Raw genomic sequence first — 18,307 nt, forward strand, 5'->3', positions numbered from 1 at the left:
TTATTCTGCGGCCCGTAGCGCGCTATTGCCGCTGGGCTTATCAGGGGAGGCCTCGCTGACCTCCTGGTCTGCGGCCTTCGCAGCTGGGACAGGACTGATCAGGTCATCCCAAAGGATTTCACTGGTGGGCAACTTACGGGCCTTTTTGGCCAGGCGCATGTCCTGGGCAATGCGGCTAGAGCGTCCCCCGGTGAGACGCGCCATCAACCGCCCCATCCAGCCAAGGTAGGTGGAGAGCCAGACCCGAATGGCCAGCAGCGAAGGTGTCACCACCAGGGTCAGCACCGTGGCAATGCCAAGCCCAAAGACCACTGCCGTTGCCAGCTGTTTCCACCACAGGGCTGTCGGGCTGTCGATGGAATAGCCGCCGCCGATAAAGTCAAGGCTGATGCCGAACATCATCGGAGCAAGCCCCGCCATGGTGGTGACGGTGGTCAGCAGAACGGGACGGATCCGGGCTTCGGCGGTGCGAATGATCGCCTCGATCCGCGGCATATGCTGGCTGAACTCCTGATAGGTGTCGATCAGAACAATATTGTTGTTCACCACGATCCCTGCCAGCGCCACAATGCCGGTGCCGGTCATGATGATCGAAAACGGCTGCTGCATCACCATCATGCCAATCAGCACCCCGGTGGTGGACAGTACCACCGCCAGCAGCACCAAGACCGCATTGTAGAACGAGTTGAACTGCGCCAGCAGGATCACAAACATCAAGGCCAGTGCCCCGGCAAAGGCTTTTGACAGGAAGGCGCCTGATTCCGCCTGCTCGTCCTGGTCGCCGGTCCATTCCCAGCTGACCCGTGGGTCCAGCGGATCTGTTTCGAGCCATTCCGTGAGCTTGGCGATGCGTTCATTTGCATTGACCAGCGAGATCTTGGCACCGCCATCTATCGCTTGTTGCACGGCCTCAACGTCCTCGAATGCAACATATTGGTAGATCGTATAGTCGGTGCCATTCGGGCCGCTGACAACCTCCCCGTGCGGCGCCACCCCGTCGGGAACGGATTTGATCAGTGCAAGGTTGAGCTGCCCTTCGCCATAGGGGTTGTCAATTGAAACGCTATGAAGGCCGCTTTCCACATCGGCTTTGACATCATAATAGCGTTCCTGGTCGACCCGGTTGATCTGCGCCAGTTTGGGCACAGGTTTGCGGGTGATAAAGTTCGACAAAGGTACCAGCCCATCGGCGGTGCGCACCTTGAGTGTATCCAGCGTTGCCAGGACACGGTCCTCGTCGGGCAGGCGGACACGGATTTCGATTTCCTCGTCCGAGCTGTCGACCCGCATGGTATCCAGCAGGATCCCCCGCGTCACCAGCTGTACCATGGCCCCGACGGTGGCGACATCGGCGCCAAAACGTCCTGCCTTTTCAACATCTACGTCAATCTGCCAGTCAATACCGGGCAAAGGCAGGCTGTCCTCAACCAGGGTGAGGCCAGGGGTGCTGTCAAACTGGGCACGGGCGGCGAGCGTCGATGCGGTCAGCGCCTCCCAGCTGTCGCCGCGGATGCGCAGGTGCAGTGGTTTGCCTGACCCTGGCCCCTGTTCCAGCGCGTTGATTTCAACAAAGAAACCGGGGATTTGTGCCAGTTCTGCGTTCAGCTCCTCAATCACCGTATTGCCGTCAAACTGCGTTGCGGTGATTTCGCGGGTCAGCAGATCAAAGAACCAGGTCTCGGTCTGGGTTGGGCGGTCCTCCCAGGGGATGATTTCGAATTGGACCTGACCGACTGTATCCGCCGGTGCCTGGTTGTTGCCGGGGCCGCCTGTGGCCAGGCCGCCTTCACCGGCAAAGGAGAAGGCATTGATTACCGCAGGATGCGCCAGGATAACCTGTTCGGCCTGTTGCACCATCTGGTCCTGTTCTGACAGGCTGAGGTTGCCCCGAGCGCGCACATAGGCCGTGGCCTGTTCCGGTTCGGATTCAACAAAGAACTCGACACCGTAGTTGTTGTCCCCAAAGAGGTTGAAAACCGTGCTGATGCCAAAGGCAACAGCGGCGATGGTGACCAGCGGCATCACCGGGTTGCCGGCAATGAATTTGATCGCATAGCCAAAGGCGGTGTGGTGATAGCCAGCCTGAACGCTGCGCTCTTTGCGGCTGATTTTTGTCGCACCCAGGGTGATAGAGGCGGCAAAGGCGGAGGCAATAAAGACCAACCCGCCAAAACCCAGCCCAGCCAAAGGCGCGGTGCCTTCGGGCAAAAGATATGTGGGGTTGAGCATCTGCATGGCCCCGGCAAACATACCCCATAGGGCAGGGGGCACCAACAGCGCCCGCAGCCACCAGGGCGCAATGGCGCGCAGACCATTGGAGGTTTGCTCAAAAACCCGGCTGATGCGGCCAGACAGCCCGCCCATGACAGGCAGGTAGATCAGCGCCACCACCAGCGAGGCCGACAGTACAAAGATCAAGGTGACAGGCAACATGCCCATGAACTGGCCGGGGACCCCGGGCCAGAACAGCATTGGCAAGAAGGCGCAAAGCGTGGTCGCGGTGGAGGACACGATTGGCCAGAACATCCGCTGGGCTGCCTCGACATAGGCATGCATCGGGCCGGTGCCTTCGCTGATGCGTTTATCGGCATATTCCACCACCACGATGGCGCCATCTACCAGCATGCCCACAGCCAGGATCAGGCCAAACATCACGATGTTTGAGATCGAGACCCCCATCACCGCCAGGAAGGCAAAGCAGAGCAGGAAAGACGTGGGGATGGCAAAACCCACCAGCAGCGCCGCGCGGCTGCCCAAGGAGGCCAAAACCACAATCATCACCAGGGCAACCGCCGTCAGAACCGACCCCTCCAGCTGGCTTACCATGGAGCCAACAACCCGGCTTTGGTCATTGGAGGTCCCAAGGGTGACAGAGGCCTGGAGCTCAGCTGGCCATTTGGCCTGGGCCTTGGCCAGGGTTGCCTTCACCAGATCCACCGTATCAATCAGGTTAAAGCCTTTGCGCTTTACCACCTGTAGGGCGATGGTATCAGCGCCATCAAACCGGGCGGTGCCGGCGCGGTCTTCAAAGGTGAAATTGATCTCGGCCAGCTCTCCCAGTGTGACGATACGGTCACCGTTGGTTTTGACTGGCAGCCTGTAGATATCGTTGACGTCATCAAACGACGAGGGGATCTTTACTGAGAACGTGCCTTGGTCGGTCTCGACTTCGCCCGCAGCAATCAACTGGTTGTTGTTTTGCACCACATTGACCAGCTCAACCGCTGTGATGTTGTAGGATTCCAGACGCAGAGGGTCGATGGTGACCTCGACCATTTCGTCGCGATTGCCGGCAATGCCGGCTTCCAATACCGCGTCCAGGGCCTCGATATCGTCCTGCAGGTCCTTGGCGATGCGGGCCATGGTGCGTTCCGGCACTGCGCCGGTCAGGTTGACAATAACAATGGGGAATTCTGAAAAGTTGATTTCCGTCAGCGAGTAGGTTTCAGCGCCATCGGGGAACTCGGCCTCAGCCCGGGTCATGGCATCGCGCACATCCGCCATCACGGCTGTTTTGTCCCAGCCAAAGTCAAATTCCAGCGCCACGCCGGCGTAGTTTTCCGCCGCTGTGGCGCTCATCTTGTCGAGCCCGTCGAGATCGGCCAATTCGGTCTCCATGACCTTGACCAGCAGGCTTTCAGCATCCTCGGCGGAAATGCCGGGGAAAGAGACCGAGATGAACAGGGCCGGAATTTCAATATCCGGCTCGCCCTCTTTGGGCAGGCTGGAATAGGCAAAGCCACCGACCAGGATCGAGATCAGGATAAAGGCAATGACCATGCGGGCCCGATCAGCCGCCCAGGAGACCATGCCGATCATTGGGAGGCCTCATTCTTGTAACTGGGGGTCACGGCAACGCCGGTGGTGACAAAATCTTGTCCTGTGATGATCACCTCCGCCTGTTCTGGCAGGCCGTCCACCCAGACGCCGTCTGCTTCGTCGCGCAGCAGTTCGACCGGGGTGAACCCGACGGTCATGTCAGCTTCCACGGTTCTGACGCCAAGTTGCCCATCGTTGTTCAGCGTCAGTGCCGATTGTGGTAATTTATGTGCGGTCGCCCCTGCAGCCGCGATGGCAATATCTGCGGTCTGTCCATCGCGGATGGCCAGATCAGGGTTTGCCACGGTGATTTCGACCTCAAAGGTGCGGGTCGCCTGATCGGCAGAGCGGCTGACAAAGGTCACCTTGCCTTGAATAAGGTCCCCGGTGGCCAGTTCGGCCTGCGCCAAGGCGCCAAGATCAACCCGGTTGACCTGGGTTTCGGGCACAAAGCCGACTACCTTGATGGTGTCGAGCTGAATGACAGTTGCACAAAGATCACCTGGCAGGACCAGGCTGCCGAGCTCGGCACTGTCGCTTTCCAGCAGCCCGTCGAAGGGCGCCAGTATGGTCAGGTGTTCGATTTCTTTTTGCGCAGCCCCAACCGCGGCGAGGGCGGATTCGATACCCGCTTTTGCGGTTTCCAGCCCGCCCTTGGCGCTGGCCACTCCGGCAACTGCGGACCGTTCCGTCGCTTTTGCCGCTGCCAGGTTTGTCTCTGATGTGTACCCGCCCTGTGACAGTTTCTCAGAGGCGGTGAGTTTGATAATGGCTTCGCTCAGTTTTGCGTTTGCCTCTTCCAGGCGGGCTTGCGAGACGGGTATATTTGCGCGGGCTTCGGTCAATCGCGCCTGAGCCTCCAGCAGCGCTGCCGGGCGGGTGCCGGGATCGAGCTGGCACAGAACGTCGCCTTTATGTACCTGCACCCCCTTGCGCAGGGGGGCAGAGATCACGGTCGACGAGGTTTCCGCACGCAGATCAACCTGGCGCGCCGCCTGGGTCATACCGCGCAGGATCACCGCCCGGTCAAAAACCTGCGCCTGGCTGCGCAGGGCAACCACAGCAATCCGATTTTCTGCCACCTGCTCATCTGCCTCGGCGGTGGTGGTCTCTGCCTCGGGGCTGGCGGCTGCGTTGGACGTGGTAAGCTCTGTGGTCTCGTCGCCGCGGGCGAAGGCCAGCAAGGCGTCACGTTCGATGACCAGGTAATACAGGCCTAACGATACCAATATGGCGGTCATAAGGGGGATCAGTTTCATCTTGGGCCTTTCAAAAGTAATTTCGCTTGGTAAACGCAGGTGACCAAGTACACCGGAGATCCCGCCAGATCTGAAAAAGAGTTGATAGTCGCCACCTATGCATTGTCCATACTAAACGGAACAGTTCAGCACGAAATTAGTGGAAAGAAGTGGTGGTTTCCCTAAAATCCCCCAGTATTGGAGCGCTTGGCTTAAAATTTCCCCTGCACGGGAGCACTTGGCTTGCCGCAACAGGCAGGATATGAGAGGCGAAAGAGGATAACACATCCGCTGCCGATTTGCAGAGGGATGGCACTGCGGGGGCGAAGACCATGAGCGACACTGACAGCTTTATTGATGAAGTTACGGAAGAGGTGCGCCGCGACCGTTTGTTTGGAACGCTGAAGCGCTATGGCTGGATTGGCGGTTTGGCGGTTGTGCTGATCGTCGGCGGCGCGTCCCTGCGGGAATACAACAAAGCCCAGGAACTCGCGGCCTCCCAGAAACTCGGGGATGACATGATCGCCGCGCTGTCTTCGGATGATGATCTGCAACGTGCAGACTCCCTGTCAAAGATTTCGGCACAAACCCCCGGCGGCGCCGCTGTTCTGGCGATGTTGCAGGCGGGGGCCCTGGCCGATGCCGGGCAACAGGACGAGGCCGTAGCGCGGCTGCAGGCGGTTGCGCTGGATGCGGAACTGCCACTGATTTATCGCCATATCGCCAGCTTTAAGGCCCTGGGGATGCAGCAGGACAGCCTGAGCATCGCAGAGCGGCGGCTGCAATTTGAAGCGCTGGCCCAACCCGGTGCGCCTTTGGCGCTGCTGGCAGCAGAGCAAATGGCGCTATTGGATATTGAGGCGGGCGATCCGGATGCGGCAATTGATCGCCTGAAGGCAATCATTCAGGATGCTGGGGTCACTGCGGACTTGAAAGAGCGAGCTACGCAAGTGATGGTGGCCTTGGGTGGCGAACTGGACACGGTCGTGGTATTTGACGGGTAATAAAACCGCAGTGCGAAATTGCGGAAACACACAATGGGTACGAGGCAGGGTCATGACGGCAGCTAACTCCTTTTCTTTGGTACGGATCTTGCTTTGTAGCAGTGCCCTGGCGGTAGGGCTTAGCGCCTGCTCTGAGCCGGAGGTGATTCTGCCGGGCAAGCGCGAGGCGATCCGGCCGGATGCCGAGATTGATACGGTGAACCAGTCGGTGGCGATTACGCTGCCGAAACAGGTCGCCAATGCGACCTGGGCCCAGAGCCACGGTAATCCTGCGCACCGAACCGCGCATCCGGCGCTGAGCGCCACGCCAAGACTGACATGGTCGGTTCCAATTGGCGCAGGCGACGGCCGCAAGCAGCGGATCAACACGCGGCCCGTTGTGGCTGGCGGGCGAATTTACACCCTGGACAGCGCGGCGCGGGTTTCGGCTGTGTCTCCTGCTGGTCAGCTGCTGTGGCAAAGCAACCTGCTGCCGGCACGCGATGACGAAGGCCAGGCCACAGGCGGCGGCATCGCCTATGCCGACGGGGTGCTTTACGTTTCTTCTGGCTTTGGTGTGCTGACCGCGCTGGATGCCTCCAGTGGTAAACAGGTCTGGCGCCAGGAACTGGATGCAACAGGTTCCGGGGTGCCGACGGTGCGCGATGGTCTGATCTATCTGGTGGCCGGAGACGATACCGGCTGGGCAATCCACGCCAAAGATGGCCGTATTGCATGGCAGGTCGAAAGCGCCCCAAGTGCGTCGAATGTGCTGGGTGCACCGGCCCCTGTCCTGACCAAAGATTTAGTGATTTTTGCCTTTGGTTCTGGTGACTTGGTGGCATCCTTCCGTCGTGGCGGGCTGCGCCGTTGGACCGCGTCTGTGGCGGGACAGCGTGTTGGGTCTACCCTGGCGCGGATCAGTGATGTAACGGGGGAGCCGGTACTGGTGGGCAACCGCGCCTATGTGGGCAACCACTCCGGACGCACCGTGGCCTTTGACACCGCAAGTGGGGATCGCATCTGGACCGCGCAAGAAGGCGCGATTGGTCCGGTTTGGCCCGCAGGCAACAGCCTGTTTCAAATCAGTGACCGCAACCAGCTTTTGCGGCTCGATGCCGATAGCGGCGAGGTGCTTTGGGCGGTTGATCTGCCGGGATACCTAAAGGATAAGCCGGGCAAGCGCGGCGCTATTGTTGCGCATTACGGCCCGATCCTCGCCGGTGGCCAGCTGCTGGTTGCCTCCAATGATGGGCAGCTGCGGTTGTTTGATCCACGTGACGGGACGCTGACGCGGAGCATCGAAATCCCAGGGGGGGCGACAGCCGCGCCGGTGATTGCGGGCAATACTCTTTACGTGGTGTCGAGCAAGGGCAACCTGCTTGCCTTCCGCTAATGCGCAATCGGCTCTAGCCGTGGCCGCATAGATGCGCTATTGGGCGCGTCTGAAACGCTGAAAGTTGGGTCCGATGTCTTTTACCCTCGCTATTGTGGGCCGTCCGAATGTGGGCAAATCCACACTGTTCAATCGCCTTGTAGGCAAAAAGCTGGCGCTGGTTGATGACCAGCCCGGTGTGACGCGTGATCTGCGCGAAGGCGAGGCGCGTCTTGGTGACCTGCGCTTTACTGTGATTGACACAGCGGGTCTGGAAGACGTCACTGATAACTCGCTGGAAGGCCGGATGCGGCGGCTGACCGAACGGGCCGTGGATATGGCCGATATATGCCTGTTCATGATTGATGCGCGCACGGGGGTGACCCCGGTTGACGAAATGTTTGCCGAAATCCTGCGTCGCAAATCCGCGCATGTCATTCTGGCCGCCAACAAGGCCGAGGGCAACGCCGCTGATGCTGGCGTGCTTGAGGCCTATGGCCTGGGCCTGGGTGAACCTTTGCGGCTCTCGGGGGAGCATGGTGAAGGCATGGCCGATCTGTTCTCGGAGCTGGCGCCTTTGGCGGATCAGTTTGCCGAAGAGGCGGTGGATCACTCTCCCGTTGTTGACCTCGACCTGGATGAGGACGACGACTGGGACGAAGAAAATGCGCCCGCCGCGCCGGTGCCGACCCGTGAAAAACCCCTGCAGGTGGCGGTGGTTGGCCGTCCCAATGCCGGTAAATCCACCCTAATCAACAAGATCCTCGGCGAGGATCGTCTGCTCACCGGCCCCGAGGCGGGGATCACCCGTGATGCGATCTCATTGCAGATCGACTGGGCCGGCACCCCGATGCGTATCTTTGACACTGCTGGCATGCGTAAAAAGGCCAAGGTGCAGGAAAAGCTGGAGAAACTATCAGTTTCTGACGGGCTGCGGGCGGTCAAGTTTGCCGAAGTGGTGGTTATCCTGCTGGATGCCGAGATCCCCTTTGAACAGCAGGATTTGCGGATTGCGGACCTGGCTGAACGCGAGGGCCGGGCCGTGGTCGTCGCGGTCAACAAATGGGATGTTGAAGACAACAAACAAGAAAAACTGGCGGCCCTGAAAGAGAGCTTTACCCGGCTTTTGCCACAGCTGCGTGGCGCCCCATTGGTGACGGTTTCGGCCAAAACCGGTAAGGGGCTGGATCGTCTGCATGCGGCTGTGATGCGCGCCCATGACGTCTGGAACCGCCGCATTCCTACAGCGGCGCTGAACCGCTGGCTAACGGGCATGCTGGAGCAGCACCCGCCCCCCGCGCCGCAGGGCAAGCGGATCAAGCTGCGCTATATGACCCAGGCCAAAACCCGTCCGCCAGGATTTGTGGTGATGTGTTCGCATCCGGATAAAATCCCCGCCAGCTACACCCGCTATCTGGTCAATGGCCTGCGTCAGGATTTTGACATGCCCGGCACGCCGATCCGCCTGACCATGCGGGGGCAGAATGACCAGAACCCCTTTAAGGGACGCAAGAAAGCGCCGCCGTCCAAGCTGCGCAAACACCTGTCCGGGCGCCGCGTCTAGCAGGCGGTTTTGGGGCAAAGTACCCTTGGTGACTGTTGAATATCCAAGCTTCCAACACCCCAGCGCATAATGCCCTGGGGTGTTTTTGTTTGAAGAGTGACCGCAGTTGGGTCAAGATCGGGGCAATAGATGAGCGGGCGGCGCTGGTCGTTGATTGAGACATCCGTTTTTTGCACGATCCAGTTTGTACCGGCCGGAGCTTTCAAACCCGCGTTACACTTGGCATTTATTTGAACACCTATGGACCTTAGAAGCTATACCCGCAGTTACGCCCGGCAAGACAACAGGTTGGCTTTGTTGAGCTTTCTTGGCACCTTTGCCACCTATTTCGGTGCGCTCACCCTGGCGATCAGCCAGGCTGATAGGTGGTATATTCTGATCCCCTGCGGCGTGGTTTTTGCCTTTGCCTCGGTTAGGCTTTATGTGTTGCAACACGACACTGGCCACCACTCCCTGTTTGAAACACGGCTTCAAAATGAGCTGGCAGGCCATGTTCTGTCGCCCTTCACCTTTGCACCTTTTGAGGTGATGAAGCAAAACCACAACCTGCATCATGCAAATATCGGCAATCTCGACCACCGCGAAACCGGCGAGATACACACCATGACCCTGCAAGAGTGGCAGCAGGCCGGACTATGGCATCGGCTGTATTATCGCCTGTACCGCAACCCGTTTCTGTTTGTGCCACTGGGCGCCGCGTTTACCTATTTTGTCCGCTATCGTTGGCCCAAGAACAGTTCCCGCTTTGGGGCGCCTGGGGTGATCCTGCACAATATTGCCATCCTGTGCCTGCTTTGGCTGTTGTATCACTACGCTGGCTGGCAGGGGGTGTGGATCTGGTTGGGATTTTCGTTTCTGGGCGGCATGATCGGGGTCTTTCTGGTCTATCTGCAGCATAATTTTGAAGACACCTATTGGGACAGGCGCCCGGATCTCAACCCAGCTGAGGCTGCCTTGCAGGGCTCGTCCTGCCTGGATTTTGGCTGGGTCTTTGATTTCGCTGTGGCCAATATCACCCTGCATGACCTTCATCACTTTAACGCGCGCATCCCCAGCTATCGCCTGCGCCAATGCCACTATAATCTGCCGGCCGAGTTTGCCTTGCGGCGTATCAAATTTGCCGAAGCCCTGGGGGCTTTGTCGCTAAAGCTTTGGGATGAAGACAAAAAGCGACTTGTGCCCTTTCCTGGGTAACTCTTCACGTGCAATAATTTCAAACAACACCCGACGCGCAGCAAAAAAATTCAGAGGAGTACGGCAGGAATGACTGATATTATTGAACTGAGTGGCGTTGGTCCGGCGCTGGCAAAAACCCTCAAAGATCATGGGGTGCGTACGGTAGAGGCTGTCGTCGCAGCGTCCTTGGAGGATTTGAAAGCCATCCCAGGCATCGGTGCTGCCCGCGCAATGCGGTTGAAACAGGTCGCAGAGATCAGCAAGGGTGGCGCCGTGGCGACCCCCGTGGCGGCTCCTGTGAAGCCAGCTGCCGCAGGGGTGGGAAAGAAGAACCTGCCCTCAAAATCAAAAGCTAAGTCAGCAGTGAAAACCCAGACCAGCAAGGTAAAAGAGGCGGCGACGTCACAGGCGTCAGAGGCGGAGGAAGCCTTGAGCACAGCCTTGGCAGCAGCAGAGGCTGCCCGTGAAGCGGCGGAACAAAAGGCAGCGAAGGCCAAGGCCAAGGCCAAGAAATCGGTGCGCAAGGCCGAGGCTTTGATGGAAGAAGTTGCCAAGGCAAAAGAAAAAGCCCGCACTAAGGCCAAAAAGATGAAGGCCGATGCGCGCCGCGCTATTGAACGGGAAAAGGCCAAGGCCCAGACCATTTTGGACGATCTGGCTCAAAAGTCCAAAGACATGGATAAAGAGAAAACTAAGGAGAAGGATAAAAAGCCTAAAGCCAGCTCCAAATCTTCGGACAAAAAGAAGGCCAAGAAAGCAGGCAAAAGCTAGGCCTTTGATTTTTGGGTGAAAACCAGCCGAACATTTTTATAAAACGGGGGCGCCACTCAGGATTGAGCGGCGCCCCTTTTTTCTAATTTGGTATTCCGCGCTGATTGGGTGCTTTAGACCAAATTGCCATCGGCGGTGAGGGTGAGTTTGCCCTTTAGGTAGGGACCCAGAACCTCTGGCAAAATAACCGAGCCATCGGCCTGTTGACCATTTTCCAAAACCGCAATCAGGCACCGTCCAACTGCCAGGCCAGATCCGTTGAGGCTGTGCACAAACTCAGGCTTGCCACCATCCGCAGGGCGGAACCGTGCGTTCATACGGCGGGCCTGGAAGGCGCCTGTGGTGGAGACCGATGAAATCTCGCGGTAGGTGTTTTGCCCCGGCAGCCAGGCTTCGATATCAAACGTGCGTCGGGCGCCAAAGCCCATGTCGCCAGTACACAACACCACGGTGCGGTAAGGCACACCCAGTTTCTCCAGCAGCCCTTCGGCGCAGCGCAGCATGCGCTTTTGCTCGGCATCAGACTCATCCGGATGGGTGATCGACACCATCTCGACCTTTTCAAACTGGTGCTGGCGCAGCATGCCAGAGGTGTCGCGCCCGGCCGATCCCGCCTCAGAGCGGAAACACTGGGTATGGGCGGTCATGCGGATGGGCAGCTCTGCGGCTTCCAGCACGTCGCCAGCGACGGAATAGGTCAGTGTCACCTCAGAGGTGGGCACCAGCCACCAGCCATTGGTGGTTTGGTAGCTATCATCACCAAATTTCGGCAGTTTGTCCGTGCCATACATCGCCTCATCACGGACCAGAACCGGGGTCTGCATCTCGGTGAGACCATTTTCGTCCACATGAGTGTCGACCATGAACTGTGCCAGGGCGCGGTGGATACGGGCGACGCCACCTTTGAGAAAGACAAACCGCGCACCGGATGTTTTGGCAGCGGTTTCAAAATCCATCGCCTGAGCCACGCCTGCGATCTCAAAATGTTCTTTGGCTGCAAAATCCAGCTCACGCGGGGTGCCCCAACGGTTGACCTCGACGTTGTCGTCTTCATCGGTGCCATCAGGCACGTCGTCGGCTGGCAGATTGGCGATACGGGCCAGCATGTCGGTCTGCTTGGCGTCCAGCTCTTTGGCTTCGGTCTGCAGCGCAGCCACTTGCGCCTTTTTCTCGGCCACTTCCGCGCGCAGGCGTTCAAAGGTCTCGTTGTCGCCCTTGGCCTTGGCGGCGCCAATTTCCTTGGCGGCCTTGTTCTGCGCGGCCTGCGCGGCCTCGGCTTGCTGGATCTTGGCGCGGCGGGCTTCGTCCAGGGCCAGAATGTCTGAGGATACGCCCGCATCCCCACGCCGCGCCAAAGCAGCGTCAAAAGCAGCAGGGTTTTCGCGGATTGCACGGATGTCATGCATGATGGCGTCTCCTCGACGGTTTTTGAATCAATGAGCAACCTATGCCGCAGCGGTAGAGAAAGAGGAAGGGGGCAGGGGCAAAAGCTGGGAAATGTTGTAGCGCCGCAAGGGGGAGGGCCGGCCGCTGCCTGGGGCATTTTGCCTATGTGCGGTGTGTCCTTGCTAGAGGGCGGATTTACCTTGGTTGCTTTGATTGCTTTTTGTTGCATCAGCAGAGACCGCATTTCCCCAGCTTTTCAGGGCCAAACAGCGGGGCTGCCTTGCAATGCTTGGGTGCAGCGCATAGGTTCGCCGCAAATTCACGGCACCTCGCCAAGAGGGTGCCGTATAGACAGAAGGAAGACCCCCCTTGGATATGAACCAGATTGGCCAGTTTCTCCCCCTCATCCTGATCTTTGCGATCATGTATTTCCTGCTGATCCGTCCGCAGCAGAAAAAGATGAAAGAACATCAGACCATGGTCTCGAATGTGCGTCGCGGCGATCAGGTGGTCACCCAGGGTGGCCTGATCGGCAAAATTGCCAAGGTCAAAGATGACAACGAAGTCGAAGTCGAACTGGCCGAAGGCGTCAAGGTGCGGGTGGTGAAATCCACCATTGCCCAGGTCCTGACCAAAACCGAGCCGGCAGCTTAATAGCCCCCTTTAACAAACTGAAAAGGCAGGGCAATGCTTCAAATTGATCTCTGGAAAAGGGTTCTCATCTGGCTGGTCTGTGTGACCGGCCTTTTGCTTGCCCTGCCAAATGGGTTTTATACCCGGGTTGAGCAGTCCAACGATGCTGCCGCCGAAATCATCGCCAAAGGCGACACTCCCGAACGGCAAGCCTTGGTCGCGCAATGGCCCAGCTATCTGCCGTCCTCGCTGGTCAATCTTGGTCTCGATCTGCGCGGTGGGGCGCATCTGCTGGCCGAAGTGAAGGTCACGGATGTCTACGCCGCCCGCATGGATGCGCTTTGGCCCGAGGTGCGTGATGCCCTGCGGCCCGAACGCGCTACGGTTGGTAGCTTTCGCCGTCAGCAAGCACCTGAAGGGCAGATTCGCCTGAAGATCGCAAAGCCCGAGGGCATGCCCCGCGCGCTGGAAGTGGTGCGCGGTCTGGCTAATCCGATCACCAGCCTCACCGGGGCCGGCGCGTCTGACATCGATGTGTCCGGGCAGGGTGAAGTCATCACCATTGAACTGTCCGAGGCGGAAAAACTCGCCTCTGATGATCGCACGGTGCGCCAGTCGTTGGAAATCGTCCGTCGCCGGATTGATGAGGTGGGCACGCGGGAGCCGACAATCCAACGCCAGGGCGCGGATCGCATTCTGATTCAGGTTCCCGGCATTGGCTCTGCGTCTGAGCTGAAAGCAATTATCGGCACCACCGCCCAGCTGACTTTTAACCCGGTTGTGGGACGTGGCTCTGACCCGGATGCGCCTGCGGGTGTTGGCAACAAGGTCATCCCGTCGCTGGATGAACCCGGTGCCTTTTACACAGTGGAAGCAGCGCCGGTTGTCACCGGTGAGCAACTGGTCGATGCGCAGCCTGCTTTTGATCAGAACGGTCGCCCCGCTGTGAATTTCCGGTTCAACACCTCAGGTGCGCGTAAGTTTGGCGACTATACTGCGGAAAACATTGGCTCTCCCTTTGCCATTGTGCTGGATGATGAGGTGGTCTCGGCCCCGACCATCCAGTCGCATATCCCCGGTGGCTCCGGCATTATCACCGGTAACTTCACCATTGAGGAAAGCACCCATCTGGCGATCCTGTTGCGTGCGGGCGCCCTGCCTGCGGAGCTGGAGTTCCTGGAAGAGCGTACCATTGGGCCAGAATTGGGCCAGGACAGCATTGATGCCGGCAAAATCGCCACCATCGTCGCCTTTGTGGGCGTGCTGGTGTTTATGGCGCTGAGCTATGGGCTGTTTGGGATTTTTGCCAATGTGGCCTTGATCCTGAACGTGGCGCTGATCTTTGGCTTCCTTAGCCTGATTGGTGCAACGCTGACCCTGCCGGGGATTGCCGGTATCGTGTTGACGGTTGGTATGGCGGTCGATGCCAATGTGCTGATCTTTGAGCGAATCCGTGAAGAGCTGAAAGCTGGCCGTGGTCCGGCACGGGCCATTGACGAGGGCTACTCCAAGGCGCTGAGCGCTATTCTGGACGCCAATATCACCACCTTCATCACAGCCGTGATCCTGTTCGCCATGGGCTCTGGCCCGGTGCGCGGCTTTGCGATCACGCTGGGACTTGGCATTATGACCTCGGTCTTTACCGCGATCTTTGTCACCCGGTTGATCATCGTGATGTGGTTTGAACGTCGTCGTCCCAAAAAGATTGAGGTGTAATCATGCGGTTAAGACTTGTTCCCCAGGAGACCTCATTCGATTTCTTCAGCAAGTGGAGGATCTGGCTGGGTATTTCTGCTCTTATGATGGTTGTCGGGCTGGCGTCCTTTGGCATGCAGGGGCTGAACTTTGGTATCGACTTTCGCGGCGGTACAACCGTGCGAACCGAAAGCACCACAGCGATTGACGTAGGCCTGTACCGAGAGGCCATTGCGCCGCTGGAGTTGGGTGATATCTCGATTACCGAGGTGTTTGACCCGACCTTTGCGGAAGATCAGCATGTTGCGATGATCCGTATTCAGGCGCAGGACAGCGGCGAGGCGATCTCTGGTGAGGTGATCGAAACCCTGCAAACCACGCTGGACGCGGTGGCACCGGGAATCAAATTTGTGTCGGTTGAATCCGTGGGTCCCAAGGTCTCGGGTGAGCTGGTGCAAACCGCGATCCTGGCGGTGGTGCTGGCGATTGGTGCGGTGCTTATCTACATCTGGCTGCGGTTTGAGTGGCAGTTTGCCTTGGGCGCGGTTGTGGCCTTGGTGCATGACGTGGTGCTGACCATCGGGATCTTTTCCGAGCTTCAGATCAAATTTGATCTCGCCATCATTGCGGCGCTGCTGACCATCGTGGGCTACTCGCTCAACGATACCGTGGTGGTGTTTGACCGGGTGCGTGAAAACCTGCGGCGCTACAAAAAGAAAGACCTGTCGGAGGTGCTGAACCTGTCGATCAATGAAACCCTCAGCCGTACCGTGATGACCTCGGTCACCACACTGCTGGCCCTGATCTCGCTTTATGTACTGGGCGGCGATGTGATTCGCGGATTTGTCTTTGCGATGATCTGGGGGGTGATTGTCGGCACCTATTCCTCGGTCTTTGTGGCCTCCACCATCCTGCTGTGGCTGGGCGTCAAACGTGACTGGAGCAAGCAGGCCAATACCGCTGGCAACCAGTTTGGCAATATCGACGCCTGAATGCGTCGAGCCGAAGCACTGGCGTTACCAACAGACGAAGCTGCGGGGGCTCTCCGCAGCTTCGTTTTGTTTTGACAATCCGATTGCGGACATGGCAGGGATTGCCCCGGTTTGAGGCGCGCAGCGCAGCGTAACAGAGATAGGACAGCCCATGCAGCTCAATGAGGTGACATTCACGCAAGCTCGGCCTGTTGATGGCTATGGGCCTGGGTTCTTTCGTGTCGGCGGAGAGGTCCATCATGGCGCCTTGCTGATCACCGCCACAGGGCTGAACACCTGGGGCGGCTATGGCGATGAGACCAGCCTCTTGGCCCTGGCCGGGAAGGTGGATGTTGTGTTTATCGGAACCGGGGCGGAAATCGCCCATATCCCGGCAGAGCTGCGCAACAGCCTGGAAGGTGCGGGGCTGGGGGTGGAAGTGATGAATTCTCCGGCGGCCTGCAGAACCTATAATGTGTTGCTGTCAGAGGGGCGTCGCGTCGCGCTGGCGGTTCTGCCAGTTTAACATCCGAGGGCTAAAATCTGCGGCATTGGTCCTGCAAAGCTCCCCTCTTGGGTGAGATTTGACATGCCGCAAGGCGCGACCCTGGGCTTTCGTACTTTTGTGCAGCCAAACAATGAGATAAGCCTGTATTCATGTCACTGAATGTATCAGATCTGAGTATTGCCCGTGGTGGGCTGCCGGTGCTGGAGGGGATCAGTTTTGAGCTGAAGCCCGGACAGGCTCTGATTCTGCGTGGTCCCAATGGAATTGGCAAAACAACTCTGCTGCGCAGCATTGCGGGGCTACAGCCACCGCTTGGCGGCGCGGTCAGCGGTGGCGAAGATCAGATCGCCTATGCGGCGCATTCCGACGGGTTGAAATCCGCCTTGACCGTGACCGAGAACCTGCAGTTCTGGGCGAGCGTTTTTGGCACCCACAACATCGAACCAGCGCTGCAGGCCTATAATCTGACCACACTGCGGGACCGCCCTGCAGGGGCGCTGTCGGCGGGGCAGAAACGGCGCTTGGGCCTGTCGCGGATGATGGTGACGGGGCGGCCAATTTGGGTGATGGATGAACCCACGGTAAGCTTGGATCAGGCCTCAGTCGCCTTGTTTGCCCAAGTGGTGCGCACCCATCTGGAGGCCGGGGGATCGGCGTTGATTGCCACCCATATCGACCTTGGGCTGGATGCCAGGGTGCTAGATGTCGGTCCCTATAAGGCGGCGCCGCTGGATATCGATGATTTTGACGGGGGCTTCTTGTGATTGCGCTGCTGATGCGGGATCTGCGCCTTGCGGTGCGGGCTGGGGGCGGGTTTGGCCTCGGCCTGGCCTTTTTCCTGATTGTCACCGTGATGGTGCCCTTCTCCGTTGGCCCCGAATCCGACCTGTTGGCGCGGATTGCGCCGGGGGTTTTGTGGCTGGGGGCGCTGTTGTCCTGCCTGCTGTCTCTGGACCGGCTGCTGGCGCTGGACTGGGAAGATGGTTCATTAGATCTGCTGGCCACTGCACCGCTGCCGCTGGAGGCTGCGGTCAGTATCAAGGCGCTGGCCCATTGGATTACCACCGGCCTGCCGCTGGTTCTGGCGGCACCCGTGCTGGGAGTGCTGTTGAACCTGCCCTTGGAGGGGTTCAAGTGGGTGGTGATTTCGCTGCTGCTGGGGACGCCAGCCTTGTCGGTGATCGGCACCTTTGGCGCGGCGCTGACAGTGGGGCTGAAACGCGGCGGGCTGTTGCTGTCGCTTCTGGTGATGCCGCTCTATGTGCCGACTCTGATCTTTGGCGCCGAGGCGGCGCGGCGCGGCGCTATGGGCATGGTGGTTGAGACGCCCTTGCTGATGCTGGCGGGGATTTCTGCCGGCGTTATCGCGCTGATGCCCTTTGCCAGCGCGGCTGTTTTGCGTATCAATCTGCGCTAGCTATTTAGTAATCGAAACCACGGGAACGAGAGAGCCAAAATGTCGATCTGGGAATATGCCAATCCACGAAAGTTCCTGCAGACTTCGGAACGGGTGATGCCGGTGCTCTGGGTGAGCTCGGGGCTCTTGATGGCCGTCGGGCTGATCTGGGGGTTCTTTTTCACGCCGGATGATTATCGCCAGGGCTCCACTGTCAAGATCATCTTCTTGCATGTGCCCGCTGCCCTGATGGCGATCAATGCCTGGTTTATGATGCTGGTGGCCTCGTTGATCTGGGTGATCCGCCGCCACCACGTCAGCGCCCTGGCGGCCAAGGCTGCGGCGCCCGTCGGCATCGTGATGACATTGATTGCCCTGGCCACGGGGGCGATCTGGGGGCAGCCCATGTGGGGCACCTGGTGGGCCTGGGATCCGCGCCTGACCTCGTTCTTGGTCTTGTTCCTGTTTTACCTCGGGTATATTGCCCTGTGGGAAGCCATTGATAACCCTGACACCGCTGCTGATCTGACCTCGATCCTCTGCCTTGTCGGCACTGTCTTTGCGGTGCTGAGCCGCTATGCGGTGAACTTCTGGAATCAGGGGCTGCATCAGGGCGCCTCGCTGAGCCTTGATGAAAAAGAAAACGTGGCGGATGCCTTTTCCAACCCGCTCTATGTCTGCATGATTGGTTTTGGATTGTTTTTCCTTGCCATGGTGTTTTATCGCACCGGAACTGAAATTCGCGCGCGGCGCATCAAGGCGCTGATGGCGCGTCAACGGCAGGAGGCGTGA

Annotated in this window: 15 protein-coding genes; 12 read left to right on the top strand and 3 right to left on the bottom strand. The window is 58.8% G+C overall.

Annotated features, from left to right (window positions below; all coding sequences use genetic code 11):
* Both JZI28_RS07775 and JZI28_RS07780 read right to left on the bottom strand, forming a co-directional pair.
* Entirely contained in the window at positions 1 to 3,819 is a 3,819-nt protein-coding gene (locus JZI28_RS07775) for an efflux RND transporter permease subunit (protein WP_375699761.1), read from the bottom strand.
* Positions 3,816 to 5,078 carry an efflux RND transporter periplasmic adaptor subunit gene (locus tag JZI28_RS07780; RefSeq protein WP_375699762.1) on the bottom strand — a complete coding sequence of 421 codons (1,263 nt, stop codon included), beginning with the start codon at positions 5,076 to 5,078 and terminating at the stop codon, positions 3,816 to 3,818. Before JZI28_RS07780 ends, JZI28_RS07775 begins: the two co-directional genes overlap by 4 nt.
* 311 nt (positions 5,079 to 5,389) lie before the next feature.
* On the opposite strand from JZI28_RS07780, the gene JZI28_RS07785 reads away from it, so the two are divergent.
* From JZI28_RS07785 to JZI28_RS07805, 5 genes are all read left to right on the top strand, one after another.
* Positions 5,390 to 6,061: a hypothetical protein gene (locus JZI28_RS07785; protein ID WP_375699763.1), complete on the top strand. Its 672-nt coding sequence runs from the start codon at positions 5,390 to 5,392 to the stop codon at positions 6,059 to 6,061.
* 52 nt (positions 6,062 to 6,113) lie between these two features.
* Complete coding sequence (locus JZI28_RS07790; RefSeq protein WP_375699764.1) at positions 6,114 to 7,436, top strand: PQQ-binding-like beta-propeller repeat protein; 1,323 nt, start codon at positions 6,114 to 6,116, stop codon at positions 7,434 to 7,436.
* Positions 7,437 to 7,509: 73 nt separating this feature from the next.
* Positions 7,510 to 8,979 carry a ribosome biogenesis GTPase Der gene (der, locus tag JZI28_RS07795; protein WP_348152687.1) on the top strand — a complete coding sequence of 490 codons (1,470 nt, stop codon included), beginning with the start codon at positions 7,510 to 7,512 and terminating at the stop codon, positions 8,977 to 8,979.
* A 240-nt stretch (positions 8,980 to 9,219) separates the two neighbouring features.
* The gene (locus JZI28_RS07800) at positions 9,220 to 10,173 is read left to right on the top strand and encodes a fatty acid desaturase (RefSeq protein WP_375699765.1); all 954 of its coding nucleotides are present in this window, start codon (positions 9,220 to 9,222) and stop codon (positions 10,171 to 10,173) included.
* A 69-nt stretch (positions 10,174 to 10,242) separates the two neighbouring features.
* Entirely contained in the window at positions 10,243 to 10,926 is a 684-nt protein-coding gene (locus JZI28_RS07805) for a helix-hairpin-helix domain-containing protein (protein WP_375699766.1), read from the top strand.
* 113 nt (positions 10,927 to 11,039) lie between these two features.
* Here the strand turns inward: JZI28_RS07805 and serS are convergent, their stop codons facing one another.
* Positions 11,040 to 12,332, bottom strand: a complete 1,293-nt coding sequence (gene serS, locus JZI28_RS07810; protein WP_375699767.1) for a serine--tRNA ligase — start codon at positions 12,330 to 12,332, stop codon at positions 11,040 to 11,042.
* 355 nt (positions 12,333 to 12,687) lie between these two features.
* Here serS and yajC point away from each other — a divergent pair, with 355 nt between their 5' ends.
* The 7 genes from yajC to JZI28_RS07845 all read left to right on the top strand — a co-directional run bounded on the left by yajC (position 12,688) and on the right by JZI28_RS07845 (position 18,307).
* On the top strand, positions 12,688 to 12,966 hold the full coding sequence (gene yajC / locus JZI28_RS07815) for a preprotein translocase subunit YajC (protein WP_036785718.1): 279 nt from the start codon (positions 12,688 to 12,690) through the stop codon (positions 12,964 to 12,966).
* A gap of 33 nt (positions 12,967 to 12,999) precedes the next feature.
* On the top strand, positions 13,000 to 14,661 hold the full coding sequence (secD, locus tag JZI28_RS07820; protein ID WP_375699768.1) for a protein translocase subunit SecD: 1,662 nt from the start codon (positions 13,000 to 13,002) through the stop codon (positions 14,659 to 14,661).
* Between the two features lie 2 nt (positions 14,662 to 14,663).
* Positions 14,664 to 15,632 (top strand): protein translocase subunit SecF, encoded by a 969-nt coding sequence (secF, locus tag JZI28_RS07825; RefSeq protein WP_353401613.1) that lies wholly within the window; start codon positions 14,664 to 14,666, stop codon positions 15,630 to 15,632.
* 151 nt (positions 15,633 to 15,783) lie between these two features.
* Positions 15,784 to 16,137 carry an Mth938-like domain-containing protein gene (locus tag JZI28_RS07830; protein ID WP_375699769.1) on the top strand — a complete coding sequence of 118 codons (354 nt, stop codon included), beginning with the start codon at positions 15,784 to 15,786 and terminating at the stop codon, positions 16,135 to 16,137.
* A 131-nt stretch (positions 16,138 to 16,268) separates the two neighbouring features.
* Positions 16,269 to 16,883, top strand: a complete 615-nt coding sequence (gene ccmA, locus JZI28_RS07835) for a heme ABC exporter ATP-binding protein CcmA (protein ID WP_375699770.1) — start codon at positions 16,269 to 16,271, stop codon at positions 16,881 to 16,883.
* On the top strand, positions 16,880 to 17,536 hold the full coding sequence (gene ccmB, locus JZI28_RS07840; protein ID WP_348152709.1) for a heme exporter protein CcmB: 657 nt from the start codon (positions 16,880 to 16,882) through the stop codon (positions 17,534 to 17,536). The genes ccmA and ccmB overlap by 4 nt, the downstream gene beginning before the upstream one ends.
* Before the next feature lie 39 nt (positions 17,537 to 17,575).
* Entirely contained in the window at positions 17,576 to 18,307 is a 732-nt protein-coding gene (locus JZI28_RS07845; protein ID WP_297340050.1) for a heme ABC transporter permease, read from the top strand.

The organism is Pseudophaeobacter sp. TrK17, assembly GCF_042192375.1.
Taxonomy (GTDB): domain Bacteria; phylum Pseudomonadota; class Alphaproteobacteria; order Rhodobacterales; family Rhodobacteraceae; genus Pseudophaeobacter.

What these genes read in the sequence shown, in the direction of transcription:
- JZI28_RS07775 (WP_375699761.1), bottom strand. Translation starts at nt 3,819, where the DNA reads ATGATCGGCATGGTCTCCTGGGCGGCTGATCGGGCCCGCATGGTCATT.
- JZI28_RS07780 (WP_375699762.1), bottom strand. Translation starts at nt 5,078, where the DNA reads ATGAAACTGATCCCCCTTATGACCGCCATATTGGTATCGTTAGGCCTG.
- JZI28_RS07785 (WP_375699763.1), top strand. Translation starts at nt 5,390, where the DNA reads ATGAGCGACACTGACAGCTTTATTGATGAAGTTACGGAAGAGGTGCGC.
- JZI28_RS07790 (WP_375699764.1), top strand. Translation starts at nt 6,114, where the DNA reads ATGACGGCAGCTAACTCCTTTTCTTTGGTACGGATCTTGCTTTGTAGC.
- der (WP_348152687.1), top strand. Translation starts at nt 7,510, where the DNA reads ATGTCTTTTACCCTCGCTATTGTGGGCCGTCCGAATGTGGGCAAATCC.
- JZI28_RS07800 (WP_375699765.1), top strand. Translation starts at nt 9,220, where the DNA reads ATGGACCTTAGAAGCTATACCCGCAGTTACGCCCGGCAAGACAACAGG.
- JZI28_RS07805 (WP_375699766.1), top strand. Translation starts at nt 10,243, where the DNA reads ATGACTGATATTATTGAACTGAGTGGCGTTGGTCCGGCGCTGGCAAAA.
- serS (WP_375699767.1), bottom strand. Translation starts at nt 12,332, where the DNA reads ATGCATGACATCCGTGCAATCCGCGAAAACCCTGCTGCTTTTGACGCT.
- yajC (WP_036785718.1), top strand. Translation starts at nt 12,688, where the DNA reads ATGAACCAGATTGGCCAGTTTCTCCCCCTCATCCTGATCTTTGCGATC.
- secD (WP_375699768.1), top strand. Translation starts at nt 13,000, where the DNA reads ATGCTTCAAATTGATCTCTGGAAAAGGGTTCTCATCTGGCTGGTCTGT.
- secF (WP_353401613.1), top strand. Translation starts at nt 14,664, where the DNA reads ATGCGGTTAAGACTTGTTCCCCAGGAGACCTCATTCGATTTCTTCAGC.
- JZI28_RS07830 (WP_375699769.1), top strand. Translation starts at nt 15,784, where the DNA reads ATGCAGCTCAATGAGGTGACATTCACGCAAGCTCGGCCTGTTGATGGC.
- ccmA (WP_375699770.1), top strand. Translation starts at nt 16,269, where the DNA reads ATGTCACTGAATGTATCAGATCTGAGTATTGCCCGTGGTGGGCTGCCG.
- JZI28_RS07845 (WP_297340050.1), top strand. Translation starts at nt 17,576, where the DNA reads ATGTCGATCTGGGAATATGCCAATCCACGAAAGTTCCTGCAGACTTCG.